This is a genomic window from Mesorhizobium sp. ESP7-2, assembly GCF_020164715.1.
GTDB lineage: Bacteria > Pseudomonadota > Alphaproteobacteria > Rhizobiales > Rhizobiaceae > Mesorhizobium.
Genome location: NZ_JAIUGQ010000045.1, coordinates 20,100 through 32,986, shown reverse-complemented (window position 1 = coordinate 32,986; position 12,887 = coordinate 20,100). Strand labels below are relative to the sequence as shown.

Genomic DNA, 12,887 nt, shown 5'->3' with positions numbered 1-12,887 from the left:
ACATGCATGAATCGTCCGGTTCGAACACAAACTGATCCCGACGAGATGCGCGCGCGCATCCTGGCCGTGGCGGACGAGCAATTTCGCCGCATCGGCACCCACAAGACGTCGGTGGCCGATATCGCCTCCGAACTCGGCATGAGCACGGCAAACGTCTATCGTTTCTTCCCCTCCAAGGGTGCAATCATCGAGTCCATCTGCGGGCGGGTCGTGAACGAGGTCGCCGAGATCGCCTTTGCGATCGCACGCACGAGCGCGCCGGCCTCGGAGAAACTCGATCAACTCCTGACCGCGGTTCACCACCACAGCAAGACCACACTGGTCAAGGAAAAGCGCATACACGACATGATTGTCGCCGCCATGCAAGAGAACTGGGCGATCATCAAGGCGCATACGGAGCGGGTGGTAACGATCTTCGAGGCGATCATCCGCGAGGGCATCGAAGCGGGGGAATTCAAGGTCGAAGATTCCGCGAAAGCGGCGCGCGCGGTCAAGACCGCGTTCACGCCGTTTTTCCACCCGATTCTGATCGAGCACTGCCTTCGACACGGCGAAGATAACGAAGCTGGCCTGTGCGAGCAGATTCGCTTTATCCTGAAAGCACTGGGAAAGTCTCACTGAGGCGTGCCGCCGCTTCGGCAGAGCCTCGCGACGGGGTGCGACCAGAAGATCGAGGTCGACACGTCGGTTTTGCGACGGCCAACAAAGCGGCACATTATCGCGACCAGCTGTGAAGCGTGGAGTTCTCTAACGGTCTCCGAAAGGAGGTGATCGTGCCCAATCCGCGGTAGGGAATGGACTGGCGACGCAACCGGAACCCTCCAATCTCGTTGTGTCAGGGCATCCCTCGAGGCTCACATTCGGGACCGACAGATGAAAAAGACCTATGAAAAACCGACGCTACGCAAGCACGGGAAATTGACCGCCCGCACCGCGCAGATCGTGGTTTCCGGGGTGACGATCATCCGATGATTTCTCGGACGCGCCGGTTCCAGGGCCCGGGCAGGCGACCCGGGCACCGCCAGGTCAGATGCCGGAGCCGGACACGCCATGGGTCTCCGGCTCCTCTTCGGGCACCTCGCCCGGCTCGAATTCGTTGAAGCAGCCTAGCCCGCGCTTGAACCGGTCGATCAGCCAGGCGGCGGCCGGCTTCGGGCTGCGATCGTTGCGGTGCATGGCGAACAACGGCGAACTCACCTCCTTGTAGGGATCGAGATCAAGTTCCACCAGGCGGCCGCTGGCTAGATCGTCGGCGATCAGCCAGCGCGGCAGCCCACCCCAGCCCAGCCCCTCGCGCATCAGTATGTGCTTGGTGCGCACGTCGGTCAGGCGCCAGGTGCGGTAGGCGAAGACGCCGTAGTCACGCCCCTTGGTGCGCTCCGACTGGTCGGTGACGACAAGCTGCGTATGCTCGCGCACATCCTCGAGCGCCACCGGCTTCGGCAGCAGTGCCAGCGGATGGTTGGGTGCGGCGGCCGGCACCAGCGACATGAAGCCGATGCGAACGAGGTGCACGTCGACATCGCCCAGCAAGCCGCCAATGCCGAGATCGGCCTGTCCGTTGACGACGAGATCGGGAATGACGCCGAGCGTGCCGATATGCAGGCGCAGCATCACGGTCGGGAATTTCGTCTCGAACGCCTTGAGCACCCGCACCAGCACCGGGGACGGCAACGTCGCATCGACCGACAGCGCCACCTCGGCTTCCAGCCCGTGATGGTGGCCGTCGGCGCGCGAGCGGATGCGCTGCAGCACACTCACCATGCGCCGCGCATCCTCCAGCATCGCCCGGCCGATCTCGGTCAGTTGCGGCTCGCGCGTGCCCTCGCGCTCGAACAGCTTCAGCCCCAGCTGCGCCTCGAGATTGGCGATGCCGTAACTGATGACGGATTGCGCCCGGTTGAGCTTGCGGCCGGCGGCCGAGAAACTGCCGGTGTCGGCAACGGCGACAAGGATCTGGAGCTGGTCGAGGGTTGGATTGGGTTGCATATCTCTATCTACTTTATAGATGGATCGTATAGAAAATATACCAGTTTATCGGATGGATCGATAGCCACATATGTAGCGGGACAATTCATTCCACTGGAGAGACCCGCTATGTCCATTCTTCTTGTTACCTCAAGCCCGCGCGGCGCTGACTCGCATTCGACCCGCATCGCCACCGAATTCGCTCAGAAGCTTCTCGCCGCCGACCCGTCGAACACGCTCGTCGTGCGCGATCTCGTCGCCAACCCGCTGCCGCATATCGATGCCGACTATGCGGCAGGCATCTTCACGCCGGTTGAAGCGCGCACCCCTCGCCAGGCCGAGGTGGTCGGCGTTTCCGATGACGTGCTCGACGAACTGTTCGCCGCCGACACCGTGATCCTGGCCACTGGCTTCATCAACTTCAGCGTCTCTTCGACGCTGAAGTCCTGGGTCGACCACGTAACTCGTGCCGGCAAGAGCTTCGCCTACGGCGAGAACGGCCCCAAGGGCTTCGTCACCGGCAAGAAGGTCTACGTCGTGCTGGCTTCCGGCGGCATCTATTCGGAAGGCGCTGCCGTGCAGATGGACCACGCCATCCCTTACCTGCGCACTGCGCTCGGCTTCAACGGCATGACCGATGTCGAAGTCGTCCGCATCGAAGGTATCTCCAAGGGCCCTGACGCGGTGACAGCAGCGCTTGCCAAGGCGACCGCCAAGGTCGATGCGTTGGTTGCCGCCAGCCGTGATGTAGCGGCTGCCGCGTAAGCCACTGATCCGTATGGCTTATCAAAGGCAGGCGTTCGCGCCTGCCTTTTCGTTTCAGCCAATCAGATGCCGCAAGAGGCCGGCCGAAGCGACCCCGATCAGCACGGTCGGCAGCATGGAAAGCCGCGTTGCCGCCGCCAGCGTGATGGCCAATGCCGCAAGATCAGCCGGATTGCGCGACACGAAGGCCGGCGCGATAACAGAGATCAGCACGCAGCCGGGCGCGGCCTCCATCACCGCTGTGGCGCGAGCACCGAGCACGCGGTTGCGCAGGACGACATAGCCGCCGATCCGCGTCAGATAGGTGACGCCGGCCATCAGCACGATGGTGAGAAGGGTCGTCGCGTCGATCATCCATCACCTGCCATCAACCAGGCAGCAAGCAGCCCCGACACCGCACCCGCCGCGACATACCAGGCGCCGGGAATGAAGAGATAGACAAGGGCCGCGACGACCAGACTGACCAGCCAGGGCCGTGCCGCCGCCACGCTCTTCCACATGCCGCGCATCAGCACCAGAAAGACGGCCGGAAACGCCATGTCGAAACCAAAGGTCCCGACATCGCCCAGCATCGGGCCGAGCAAGGCACCGAGCGTGGTGAAGGATACCCACGCCAGATACATCGCCAGCGCCGCGCCCATGTAATAGCGCGGGCTGAAGGCGGGCGCGATACCGACGGCGGCGCGCTGTTTGGCGTCGGTCAGGCCGAGCGCCCAGCTTTCGTCGCACATGAAGAACAGCGCCGGGAAAACCTTGCGCCGCGGCTTCGCGCGCAGGAACGGCGCGAGCGCCGCACCCATCAGCAGATGCCGGCTGTTGACCAGGAAGGTGATGGCGACAATGAGCAGGATATGCGGCGGCGACGTCCACAGCTGGATCGCCGCGAATTCCGAGCCGCCGGCGAAGTTCAGCCCCGTCATGACAGACAACTCGACCGTGCTCAGCCCTTTCTGTGTGGCCTGGGCGCCGAGCACCAGCGCATAGGGGATGGTGCCGAGCAGCACCGGCGCGCAGGACGCCACGCCCCGGCGGAACTCGGATTCCGAACCATTGCCGGCTGTTTCGACTGCCTGTGAAATGCTCATGGTCTGCCATAGGCCGGCCTCACAGCCGCCCTGCCCTGCGTTTGAAGTCTGTGATGTCAGAGGCAAAACATACCTACACCTCTCGGCAATTTGGTTGCGAAGATTGTTGTCTTTCGCCAAATTTTGGCATTCAGTGTCAGATATCGGCAGGAAAATGGAATTCAACGCCATGACGCTCGACGAGATCGACAAACGCATCCTGCGGGCGTTGCAGCGCGACGGCCGCATGGCCAACAATGATCTGGCCAATGAGGTCGGCCTGTCGCCCTCGCCTTGCCTGCGGCGCGTCAGGCTTCTGGAGGAAGCCGGCGTCATCGACCGCTATGTCGCCGTGCTCAATCCGGCCAGCATCGGCAAGGGTCTCACCTTCTTCACCCGCATCTGGCTGAAGACGCAGGACGAGGACACGATCGAACATTTCGCCACCGAGGTGGCCAAGCTGCCGCAAGTGATGGAATGCTATCTCATGCTCGGCGACTGCGACGCCCTGGTGCGCGTGGTAGCGGCTGACATCAACGACTATCGCCGTTTCCAGTCGGAGCATCTGAGCCGCATCAAGGGCGTGCAGAACGTCAAGACCGACGTTCCCAGCTGGACGATCAAGTATACATCGGAACTGCCGATCTGAGCCTTTGAAATGTCTCGCGCCGGTGGATCGTCAGCGCATTTGACGAGGCGCATGCCATCGCCTGGCCCTATAAAAATTTCCATCTGGAATGTCGATCCGAGCACGCCTCGAACGTCCTTCGGACGCAGCCGGAATTGCCGGGCGGCGTCGAAAGATCGATCCTGCACCCGGCTGGGAGAAGAAACATGAACCTTTCCTATCGTTGGGTCATCGTCGCGGCTGGCGCATTGATGTCCTGTGTCGCCATCGGCACGATGTTTTCGCTGGCGATTTTCCTCGAGCCGATGGCGATCGACACGCAATGGTCGCGCGCGGGCATTTCGAGCGCCATGACGCTCAATTTCCTGGTGATGGGCCTCGGCGGCTTCGCCTGGGGCGCCCTGTCCGACCGGTTCGGCGCCCGCATCGTCGTCACGATCGGTGCCGTGCTGCTCGGGCTGGCGCTGGTGCTGGCAAGCCGCGTCGGTTCGCTTCTCACCTTCCAGATCACCTATGGCGTGCTCGTCGGGCTCGCGGCCAGCGCCTTCTTCGCGCCGATGATCGCGCTGACATCAGGCTGGTTCGACACCAATCGCGGGCTGGCGGTATCCCTGGTCTCGGCCGGCATGGGCGTGGCGCCGATGACGATCTCGCCCTTGGCCCGCTGGCTGATCTCCACCTATGAATGGCGCACGGCCATGTTCGACATCGGCCTCATGGCCTGGGTGCTCCTGCTGCCCGCCGTCCTTCTGGTGCGACAGCCACCGAAGCCCGCCGCCTCCGATGCGGCCGCGGCGCCGATAGCCGAAGGTGCCGGCCTAACGGTCGGGCAGGCGCTGCGCTCGCCGCAATTCATCGTGCTGGGGCTGACCTTCTTTGCCTGCTGCGCGGCCCATTCCGGCCCGATCTTCCACATGGTCAGCTACGCCATGCTGTGCGGTGTCGCCCCGATGGCCGCTGTCTCGATCTACAGTGTCGAGGGTCTGGCTGGCCTGGGCGGCCGGCTGCTCTACGGCGTGCTGGCCGACAGGCTGGGCGTCAAGCCGGTGCTGATCGCGGGGCTGGCGATCCAGGCGATCGTCATTGCCGCCTATCTCTCGATCAGCCGGCTCGACCAGTTCTACATGCTGGCCGTCATCTTCGGCGCCACCTATGGCGGCGTCATGCCGCTCTACGCGGTGCTGGCGCGCGAATATTTCGGCCAGCGTATCCTCGGCACCGTGTTCGGCGCCGCCACCATGCTCTCCAGCCTCGGCATGGCGCTGGGGCCGCTTGCCGGCGGCATGATTTTCGACGCCTATGCCAGCTACCATTGGCTGTTCATCGGCTCGGCTCTCATCGGTCTGGGCGCCGCGGGCATAGCCATCGCCTTCCCGCCGCTGCCACGCAGGGCGTTGCAGCCGGCATAATGCATGTCGCCCGCAAGTGCCCTCGGTTCCGGGATAACGACATGCATAAAATCAGAAGCTTACAGCAGGTCGGGCGAATCCTGTTCGCCGCGACATGCTGTAGGCACGGCCGGACGGCAATCGTGGCCAGGTAACAAACGGGCGCTTGATGGGCCGATGGCCGGTCAAGCCACCGCCTGCTTAGCCGTCACGCCGACTTGAGAACCGTGAACGGCCGCTTTTGAATGGCCCGCTTGGCCTGGAAATTCGCGGCCGGAGCCGGGCGGCCGACATGAAAGCCCTGGACCTTGTCTATGCCGAACTGGCGCATGAGGAGCATCTGCTCTTCGGTCTCCACCCCTTCGACCAGGATTTTGTGGCCGCGATTTCTGACCAGCGCGATGATGTCCTGCAGCATCGCCATGCCCTTGGGGGTGCCGCAGTCGTGGAGAAACGAGCGGTCGATCTTGACCGTATCGAAATCGATGAGGCGAAGCCACGAAAGGCCGGCGAAGCCCGTCCCGAAATCATCGAGCCATATCCTGATGCCGAGCAGCTTAAGGTCGCTAATGCAGCGCAGGATGTCGGAGTGCATCTCCATCTCCAGCCCCTCGGTGATCTCGAAGGCCAGCCTGTTTCCGGTTACGCCAGTCTCGCCCAGAATGGTCGCGACCGATGTCGCGAAGCCGGGCGTCTTGAGCTGGATCGGCGAGACGTTGACGCTGACGACGCGCACGTGATCCTGCGCCAGGAGCTCGGCGCAGACGGTCCTTATTGCCCAACGCCCGAGCTCGAGGATGGCGCCGGTCCGCTCCGCGACGGGAATGAACAGGCTCGGCGGAACCAGGGAGCCGTCCAGCATCTTGAGGCGCATCAGCGCCTCCACGGCATCGACCCTGCCCGACGCGACGTCCTGGATGGGCTGATAGACGAGCGAAACGAGATCCTGGCCGATCGCGATCTTCAGCAAAGCCGCGAGGTTCTCGCTCTCGTCGCTGCTTTGGGGGTCGGTCGGATCGAACAGCCGGACACAGTTTCGGCCGCTGGCTTTTGCCAGATAGAGCGCTCGATCGGCCTCGTGGATGATCTTCTCCAGCTTGGCGGCGGTCTGCTTCCTGGTGAACGCCGCGCCCACGCTCGCCGTCACGATCGCGACGCCATCCCGCCGCAACTCGTGCGCGATCGCCAGGTTCTCGATCGTGCGGCAAATGGCTTCCGCCAGATCCGCGACCTGGTCTTTCCTGTCCATGCGGGCCAGGACGATGAATTCCTCACCGCCATAGCGGCCGATGGAACCATCATATTGCTTGATCAGCTCACTGAGCGCATCGGCGACCTGGATCAGGCAGCGGTCGCCTTCCTGATGGCCATAGCAGTCGTTGAATTTCTTGAAGAAGTCGACGTCGATGAGGATCGCCGCAAAACCATGGCCAAGCTTTTGCCAGTCATTCCAGTAGTCGCGCAGTTTCTCGTCGATGGCGCGCCGGTTCTCCAGACCTGTCAGCGGATCCGTCCGCGACAGCCTGAGCAGGGCCTTGCCGCGCTCGGTGGCCTCATTGTGCTGGATCTTGGCTTCCAGCGCGTTCAGGAAGACGTTGTAGCGTTCTTCGTTCAGCTTCCAGTTAACATAGGATGTGAACGTGAAGCACGAAACGTAGAAGGTGCCGAATACCATCTTGTATGTCAGCGATGCGGGTAGAAAGTAGTTCACCACATACAAGATGCACAAAATTATGGTCGACGTTATGATCGACACTTTGAACCGGAACGTGAAGAAAAGATTGGCACTCATCATGAAAATGGTGCCAAAGACCATATAATAGGCAACGCTTTCCTTGTTCGCTCCCATGGAGGCAGGGTAAAGCCAGCCGAGATAACCGAAAATGATGGCCCCGGCACAGGTTACGTCAAGCCAGTCCGTGGCGGCTCCCCGGCGAAGCTGCGTTTCTAGCACCAGCAGTGCGGTCAATCCGACAGCGAAGCGGGCCGTGATCGTAAGGGCGGCCACATCCGGTATCAGCAGCAGATCCGATACCGAAAACAAGACATAGATGACGACGGCGATCCAAAGGCCTGGCCTGGCTTCCTTCCTTCGCTTCGCCTGGGCTTCCGTGCGGTAAAGGATGCGAAGTTCGGCCGCCCCCAGCTCCTGGCGCGGATCGTGCGGTTCCGAAGCCACCGCTTCGGCCGCTCGGGATGACGCGCGCTCGTTCACGACAAATCCCGGCTGAGGGGGATTTCGCGTTCCGAATTCTTTTGCAGCTTCTGCCCCCAACGCAGACCGACTCCTTGGGCGCGACATGTCTTGCCGCGCGATCAAATGCAACGACGCAGGACAAGTTTCCGTTAACTCGAACCCGGAATCCCCTCCCTAAAAACCCCAAAGAATTGACATGGTTAGCGGGAAATTAATCATACCGATAAAATGCCGGTGAGCCGACATTGGCAAATCGAATATTCTAAGCAATAAGTTAACTGACTGTTAACTATGGAGTCTTGGTGTGCAAACTGTCTTTGATGGCCAGAGTCTGATCACTGCGGAGGCGATCGCCGGCGGGCTACCGCGAGGAAAAATCGAGCATCACAGCGAAGCGTTCGAAACCGCTCGCGCAGAGCTGGCGCTCATCCTCCTGACGACACAGCAACAGGTCGAGCAGCAAAAATTTCCCGCCGAGATCGTTCGCCGCCTGCTGTCGCTTCTCAACGCGCTGCGTGCCAAGGTCCCTCCCGACGTGTGGCGAGCCCTGATACCGCTGGCGCAGAACCACCCGCTCCAGAAGTACTTTCTCGAGGATCCGCTGACGCATTGGTCCTTCACCAAGCCCAGGGGTTATTCCGGCGACGCGCAGTTGCTCGATTACATCTATTGTGACCCGCACGTGGCCGAGAGCGTGGCAAGCGCCTCGGAGATCGGCAAGGCGCTTTACAGCCATACCCAGAACGTTCCGTCATGCGTGGCGGCCCGCGAGCGGCGCGATCTTCTGACCCGCTATGTCGATGAGACCGCGGCCAGGAATGGATCGGATACCGAAGTCCTGGCTATCGCAGCAGGCCATCTGCGCGAGGCGAACCGTTCGGCCGCGTTGGCCGAGGGCGGCCTCAAGCGCTGGGTCGCGCTCGACCAGGATCCCCAGAGCGTCGGACTGATCGCGCGCGATTTCCAGGGCACCGCGGTCGAAGCCATCGACGGCTCGGTACGGACCGTGCTCACCAGGGGCCACAAGCTTGGCAAGTTCGATCTCATCTATGCCTCCGGCCTTTACGACTACCTCCAGCACAATGTCGCCGTGAAACTCACCAAGACCTGTCTGCAGATGTTGAAGCCGAACGGGACATTCCTGTTCGCCAACTACGCCGAGGGCACTCCTGACGCCGGCTACCGGGAGACGTTCATGGACTGGGTGCTGCTGCTGCGGTCGGAAGTCGACATGTGGAACATCATCAATGCCAGCGTCGACCGCAACACAGTCGAGGCGCAGGTGTATTTCGGCGAGAACCGCAACGTGCTCTACGGCGTTATCCAAAAGCGCGGATAATACCCGCCTGACGGCACACCGGCTGACGTAAGGACCTCGAAGCGCTTCAGCCGGAGTGCTTGAGGGAGTCTTTCGGGGATGGCCTGCCCTACCCAAAAATCCGCTTGCCCTGTTCATCCACCAGCTGGATGCCCTTCTTGATCGAGATATCGACGGCGTCGTACAGCGGTGCGAAGCGGTCGGCGCGGATGGATTGGCCATCTACGCGACGCGGCGGCTTTGCTGCTGGTGCACGAGCTGCCGAACAGGAGCATATTTCGAGAAATCCGATTGCTGTCTTCAACACAAAGCGGACTTGCTTCTTCTTAAAGCTATACTCTCGTCTGCAGCTTTCTAAAAAAGATTGTGCCACAAAGGCCCAAACCGTAGACTTTATTCTCCTAATTTTTTTGTGGGGGTTTTCCATCATGGCAACTCGCCTGAACTTGCGGGCAGTCTTTCGCTTGATTGTTGCAGGTTTCTTTGCGTCCCTGACCTTGGTTGGCACCTCGTCGGGCGCCGCAAAGCAGAAAGCGCCCGAAGAATGGCCTATGAATTTCATTTTGGTTCGGAACGGCGATTGCAATGTAAGCTGCATCCAATGGATATCCGCAGAAGGTATCATTAAACCTGATACAGACAGACAATTTGAGAAGTTTCTGCGGAGTCTGAAGGGTCAGAGACTTCCGATCGTGTTTCAGTCCGGCGGCGGGAACGTGGATGCGGCGCTTGCGATCGGGCACATGATCCGGGACGCCAGCCTCGAAACCGCGATAGGCAGGACGCAGTTGAACGGCTGCCCGATGCTGGTTCCGCGCTGTCCGGAAAAGATCGTGAAGGACGGCTGGTCGGAAGGGGAAGTTCATTCTGGCGGGGCGTACTGTTTCTCGGCTTGCCCATGGGCCTTGGCCGGAGGCCGGGTTCGCGCCGCGGCTGCCACTGCCCGTATCGCCGTCCATCAGATAACGAACGGCCGGAACAAACCCCGAATGCACAACGGCAGAAGAAATCTCGATGAAATTTCGACGGTGGTTGATCCGGCGCTGAAGCAGATGATGTCCGATTATTTCGACGAAATGGGCCTCAACAGCGCCGATGTGTTCGCCATGATGGGGCTGGCAACACCGCAGGGCCTATATAACGTCTGGGACGCTGAAGCGCTTAAATCAGGCATCGTAACGAAGGTCTATTCGTACTCGGAAGAGCCGGGCTATGTCATTGGTGGATCTGACGCTACGGTCACTCCCCCGGCGACGGCCGCACCGACGCCAACGGTTGCTCCCGCGCCGGCGGTCACTCCAATCCCGGACGAACTGGTGCATCTGCGTCAGTAAGGTATGGCGCGTCTTCTGCTCTACCCGAAAATCCGATCGCCCTGTTCGTCGACGAGTTGGATGCCTTTCTTGATCGAGATGTCGACGGCGTCGTCCAGCCCGGCGAAGCGGTCGGCGCGGATGAATTTGTGCTCCTTTACCACGCCGTCGATCTCCTTGGAGACGACGCCGCACGTCTGGTACTGACCTTCTGTCTTGTAGGGCGTGGCGCTGATCGTAAAACCCTTGTGCTCGACCTGCTTGGCGGGCGCGGCACTTCCAGGCTCGGCCGCTTCGCCGCCGCCGCCGAAAAGACGTTTCAAAAAAGACATCGCTCAGATCTCCTTGTCGCCTGCGATCGCCGTCGGTATGCGATTCACGACGTTGTCTTCCCAGCATGCGCGAATGTGCCGCCGCGTTCCAGCCCCCTGATGAAGACGGCGACCAGGAGCTCGATCTGCCGGTCGATCTCGTCGGCCTGCCGGCGCTCGGACCTCCCCGCATACCCGCTGGTGACGATGCCATGCACGCTTGACCAGAGGGTTCGCGCGGCGATCCGGCGCGTGTCCTCGTCGAGATCGAAGCCGCCATCGGCAAGGACGCTGGCGATGATCTCGAACAACTGGTCGAGCCTTGCCTCATAGACATCGGGCTCGGTCAGCACCGGACGCCTCCGGTTGAAGGCCAGCAGCGCCGGCCAGCTGCCGGGATGCGCCTCGACGAAGCGAACATAGGCGCCGGCCAGCGCCATCAGCCGTTGGCGCACGTCGGTAATGCCGCGCCTGCCAAGATCGGCCATCGCCGCCGCGCCCGCGACCCCCAGCCGGTCGAGCAGCCGCATGTTGACGGCGCGGTGCACGCCGTCGAGATCGGAAAACAGATTGTAGACCGAGCCGACCGAGATGCCCGCCTGTTCGGCGATGGTCCTCGCCTTCAGATTGTCCATGCCGCCTTCGTCGAGCAGCGTCTCGGCAATGGCCAGCACCCGCTCGCCCGTCTCTTCCTTGTCCAGCGCCATATAAGTCCTTTGGATGCGCGTGCTTTTGATGGCACGCTTTTTCGAACCCCCGATTTCCCTTCGTTTACCATATCCCGGATGTCGTGAACAGTGTTCAAAATCGTCTTGAACACAGTTCATTTCCTGCTATGTTGAGTTTGTGAACATCGTTCACCAAAACTTCGAAGGGAGAAGAACCATGCTTAGCCTGATCAGAACATTGCTCGACGGCGCCGGCGCACGGGCCGAGGACGGCCTCAAGGATCGCTTCGCCATCGACCTTCTGGCGCAGCGCATCCGCGATGCCGAGGCGGGTCTTGCCGCCGCCAAGCAGACACTCGCCTCATTGATCGTGCGCCAGCGTGCCGAGCAGGCCGGCCTCGAGCATCTCGATCGCCGCCACGTCGACCTGGAGGCACGCACCATCAGCGCACTGGCCGCCGGCAACAGCGGACTGGCCGAGAGCGGTGCCGCGGCCATCGCCGAACTGGAGAATGAACGCGAGGTCCGCCGCGCCACGGTGCAGAGCCTTGGCGAAAAGACCTTGCGGATGCGCGTTTCGGTGGAGCGGGCGCACCGCCGCATCATCGACCTCAACCAGGGCATGATCTCGGCCCGGGCCATCGATGCCGAGCGCAAGGCGCAGTCACGCCTCGTCAGGTCGATCGGCCATTCGGCAAGCCTCAACGACGCCGAAGAGCTTTTGGCCCGCATCAAGGCCGGCAGCGATCCGTTCGAGGAGGCCGGCATTCTCGATGAGATCGACGGCGAGTTGCGTCACGAGGCGATCCGCGACCGCCTTGCCGACGCCGGACACGGCCCGGCGGTGAAGGTGCGCGCCAAGGACGTGCTCGAGCGCCTGAAAACCATCAACTGAATATTTTGGACCTGCACATCAAACCCAACTTCGATCCAATCAAAGGAATACGACAATGAACAGCAATCAGACCTACATCATGTTCAACACCGTCTCGGTGGGCGCCGCCTACTTCATGCTCGGCCTGTCGCTTTGGCTGGCGCCGGTCGACTTGTCGACCAAGGGCTACTGGGCCATGGGCATCCTGCTGCTGACCGGCAGCCTGGTGAACCTGGTCAAGTACCGCACCGACGAGCGCATCTCCGCCGAGACCACCGCCAAGATCGAGAAAGCGCGCAATGAAAAGCTGATCAGCGAATATGTCGGCAAGGAATGATGCCGACAATGGCCTGACGAGAAAAGCCCGGGTCTCCCCGGGCTATTGAGCTTTCA

General features: G+C 61.5%; 16 protein-coding genes. 9 read left to right on the top strand and 7 right to left on the bottom strand.

From position 1 onward, the window contains the following. Positions 1 to 6: 6 nt before the first annotated feature. Together LB543_RS29085 and LB543_RS29080 are read left to right on the top strand one after the other, a co-directional pair. A complete protein-coding gene (locus tag LB543_RS29085; RefSeq protein ID WP_224616603.1) occupies positions 7 to 621 on the top strand; it encodes a TetR/AcrR family transcriptional regulator in 615 nt (204 codons plus the stop codon). Positions 622 to 873: 252 nt separating this feature from the next. Continuing rightward, the gene (locus LB543_RS29080; RefSeq protein ID WP_210241180.1) at positions 874 to 972 is read left to right on the top strand and encodes a putative RiPP precursor; all 99 of its coding nucleotides are present in this window, start codon (positions 874 to 876) and stop codon (positions 970 to 972) included. Positions 973 to 1,026: 54 nt separating this feature from the next. Here LB543_RS29080 and LB543_RS29075 read toward each other — a convergent pair whose 3' ends face one another. After that, positions 1,027 to 1,989, bottom strand: a complete 963-nt coding sequence (locus LB543_RS29075) for a LysR family transcriptional regulator (RefSeq protein WP_224616602.1) — start codon at positions 1,987 to 1,989, stop codon at positions 1,027 to 1,029. 108 nt (positions 1,990 to 2,097) lie between these two features. Here LB543_RS29075 and LB543_RS29070 point away from each other — a divergent pair, with 108 nt between their 5' ends. Continuing rightward, positions 2,098 to 2,733 carry an FMN-dependent NADH-azoreductase gene (locus tag LB543_RS29070; RefSeq protein WP_140761240.1) on the top strand — a complete coding sequence of 212 codons (636 nt, stop codon included), beginning with the start codon at positions 2,098 to 2,100 and terminating at the stop codon, positions 2,731 to 2,733. A gap of 54 nt (positions 2,734 to 2,787) precedes the next feature. On the opposite strand, the gene LB543_RS29065 is transcribed toward LB543_RS29070, so the two are convergent. Together LB543_RS29065 and LB543_RS29060 are read right to left on the bottom strand one after the other, a co-directional pair. Next, positions 2,788 to 3,087, bottom strand: a complete 300-nt coding sequence (locus LB543_RS29065) for an AzlD family protein (RefSeq protein ID WP_224596178.1) — start codon at positions 3,085 to 3,087, stop codon at positions 2,788 to 2,790. After that, positions 3,084 to 3,818: an AzlC family ABC transporter permease gene (locus LB543_RS29060; protein WP_224616601.1), complete on the bottom strand. Its 735-nt coding sequence runs from the start codon at positions 3,816 to 3,818 to the stop codon at positions 3,084 to 3,086. The genes LB543_RS29065 and LB543_RS29060 overlap by 4 nt, the downstream gene beginning before the upstream one ends. Positions 3,819 to 3,987: 169 nt before the next feature. On the opposite strand from LB543_RS29060, the gene LB543_RS29055 reads away from it, so the two are divergent. Together LB543_RS29055 and LB543_RS29050 are read left to right on the top strand one after the other, a co-directional pair. Continuing rightward, the gene (locus LB543_RS29055) at positions 3,988 to 4,446 is read left to right on the top strand and encodes an Lrp/AsnC family transcriptional regulator (RefSeq protein WP_224596232.1); all 459 of its coding nucleotides are present in this window, start codon (positions 3,988 to 3,990) and stop codon (positions 4,444 to 4,446) included. A gap of 185 nt (positions 4,447 to 4,631) precedes the next feature. Further along, entirely contained in the window at positions 4,632 to 5,834 is a 1,203-nt protein-coding gene (locus LB543_RS29050; protein WP_224616600.1) for an MFS transporter, read from the top strand. A gap of 187 nt (positions 5,835 to 6,021) precedes the next feature. On the opposite strand, the gene LB543_RS29045 is transcribed toward LB543_RS29050, so the two are convergent. Next, complete coding sequence (locus LB543_RS29045; RefSeq protein ID WP_224616599.1) at positions 6,022 to 8,115, bottom strand: putative bifunctional diguanylate cyclase/phosphodiesterase; 2,094 nt, start codon at positions 8,113 to 8,115, stop codon at positions 6,022 to 6,024. A gap of 199 nt (positions 8,116 to 8,314) precedes the next feature. Between LB543_RS29045 and LB543_RS29040 the strand changes: the two genes are divergently transcribed. Then, a complete protein-coding gene (locus LB543_RS29040) occupies positions 8,315 to 9,349 on the top strand; it encodes a class I SAM-dependent methyltransferase (RefSeq protein WP_224616598.1) in 1,035 nt (344 codons plus the stop codon). Positions 9,350 to 9,437: 88 nt separating this feature from the next. Here LB543_RS29040 and LB543_RS29035 read toward each other — a convergent pair whose 3' ends face one another. After that, positions 9,438 to 9,758, bottom strand: coding sequence for an HlyU family transcriptional regulator (locus tag LB543_RS29035; RefSeq protein WP_224616597.1), 321 nt, complete (start codon positions 9,756 to 9,758; stop codon positions 9,438 to 9,440). Between LB543_RS29035 and LB543_RS29030 the strand changes: the two genes are divergently transcribed. Then, complete coding sequence (locus LB543_RS29030) at positions 9,757 to 10,662, top strand: hypothetical protein (RefSeq protein WP_224616596.1); 906 nt, start codon at positions 9,757 to 9,759, stop codon at positions 10,660 to 10,662. The genes LB543_RS29035 and LB543_RS29030 overlap by 2 nt on opposite strands. Before the next feature lie 20 nt (positions 10,663 to 10,682). Here LB543_RS29030 and LB543_RS29025 read toward each other — a convergent pair whose 3' ends face one another. Continuing rightward, positions 10,683 to 10,973 (bottom strand): HlyU family transcriptional regulator, encoded by a 291-nt coding sequence (locus LB543_RS29025; RefSeq protein ID WP_224616595.1) that lies wholly within the window; start codon positions 10,971 to 10,973, stop codon positions 10,683 to 10,685. Between the two features lie 44 nt (positions 10,974 to 11,017). After that, complete coding sequence (locus LB543_RS29020) at positions 11,018 to 11,659, bottom strand: TetR/AcrR family transcriptional regulator (protein ID WP_140761216.1); 642 nt, start codon at positions 11,657 to 11,659, stop codon at positions 11,018 to 11,020. A gap of 178 nt (positions 11,660 to 11,837) precedes the next feature. On the opposite strand from LB543_RS29020, the gene LB543_RS29015 reads away from it, so the two are divergent. Both LB543_RS29015 and LB543_RS29010 read left to right on the top strand, forming a co-directional pair. Further along, positions 11,838 to 12,515, top strand: coding sequence for a PspA/IM30 family protein (locus LB543_RS29015; protein ID WP_140810263.1), 678 nt, complete (start codon positions 11,838 to 11,840; stop codon positions 12,513 to 12,515). A 55-nt stretch (positions 12,516 to 12,570) separates the two neighbouring features. After that, positions 12,571 to 12,831 carry a YiaA/YiaB family inner membrane protein gene (locus LB543_RS29010; RefSeq protein ID WP_027145771.1) on the top strand — a complete coding sequence of 87 codons (261 nt, stop codon included), beginning with the start codon at positions 12,571 to 12,573 and terminating at the stop codon, positions 12,829 to 12,831. Positions 12,832 to 12,887: the final 56 nt, after the last annotated feature.

What these genes read in the sequence shown, in the direction of transcription:
- LB543_RS29030 (WP_224616596.1), top strand. Translation starts at nt 9,757, where the DNA reads ATGGCAACTCGCCTGAACTTGCGGGCAGTCTTTCGCTTGATTGTTGCA.
- LB543_RS29060 (WP_224616601.1), bottom strand. Translation starts at nt 3,818, where the DNA reads ATGAGCATTTCACAGGCAGTCGAAACAGCCGGCAATGGTTCGGAATCC.
- LB543_RS29085 (WP_224616603.1), top strand. Translation starts at nt 7, where the DNA reads ATGAATCGTCCGGTTCGAACACAAACTGATCCCGACGAGATGCGCGCG.
- LB543_RS29020 (WP_140761216.1), bottom strand. Translation starts at nt 11,659, where the DNA reads ATGGCGCTGGACAAGGAAGAGACGGGCGAGCGGGTGCTGGCCATTGCC.
- LB543_RS29050 (WP_224616600.1), top strand. Translation starts at nt 4,632, where the DNA reads ATGAACCTTTCCTATCGTTGGGTCATCGTCGCGGCTGGCGCATTGATG.
- LB543_RS29055 (WP_224596232.1), top strand. Translation starts at nt 3,988, where the DNA reads ATGACGCTCGACGAGATCGACAAACGCATCCTGCGGGCGTTGCAGCGC.
- LB543_RS29045 (WP_224616599.1), bottom strand. Translation starts at nt 8,115, where the DNA reads ATGTCGCGCCCAAGGAGTCGGTCTGCGTTGGGGGCAGAAGCTGCAAAA.
- LB543_RS29080 (WP_210241180.1), top strand. Translation starts at nt 874, where the DNA reads ATGAAAAAGACCTATGAAAAACCGACGCTACGCAAGCACGGGAAATTG.
- LB543_RS29070 (WP_140761240.1), top strand. Translation starts at nt 2,098, where the DNA reads ATGTCCATTCTTCTTGTTACCTCAAGCCCGCGCGGCGCTGACTCGCAT.
- LB543_RS29035 (WP_224616597.1), bottom strand. Translation starts at nt 9,758, where the DNA reads ATGATGGAAAACCCCCACAAAAAAATTAGGAGAATAAAGTCTACGGTT.
- LB543_RS29010 (WP_027145771.1), top strand. Translation starts at nt 12,571, where the DNA reads ATGAACAGCAATCAGACCTACATCATGTTCAACACCGTCTCGGTGGGC.
- LB543_RS29065 (WP_224596178.1), bottom strand. Translation starts at nt 3,087, where the DNA reads ATGATCGACGCGACGACCCTTCTCACCATCGTGCTGATGGCCGGCGTC.
- LB543_RS29015 (WP_140810263.1), top strand. Translation starts at nt 11,838, where the DNA reads ATGCTTAGCCTGATCAGAACATTGCTCGACGGCGCCGGCGCACGGGCC.
- LB543_RS29075 (WP_224616602.1), bottom strand. Translation starts at nt 1,989, where the DNA reads ATGCAACCCAATCCAACCCTCGACCAGCTCCAGATCCTTGTCGCCGTT.
- LB543_RS29025 (WP_224616595.1), bottom strand. Translation starts at nt 10,973, where the DNA reads ATGTCTTTTTTGAAACGTCTTTTCGGCGGCGGCGGCGAAGCGGCCGAG.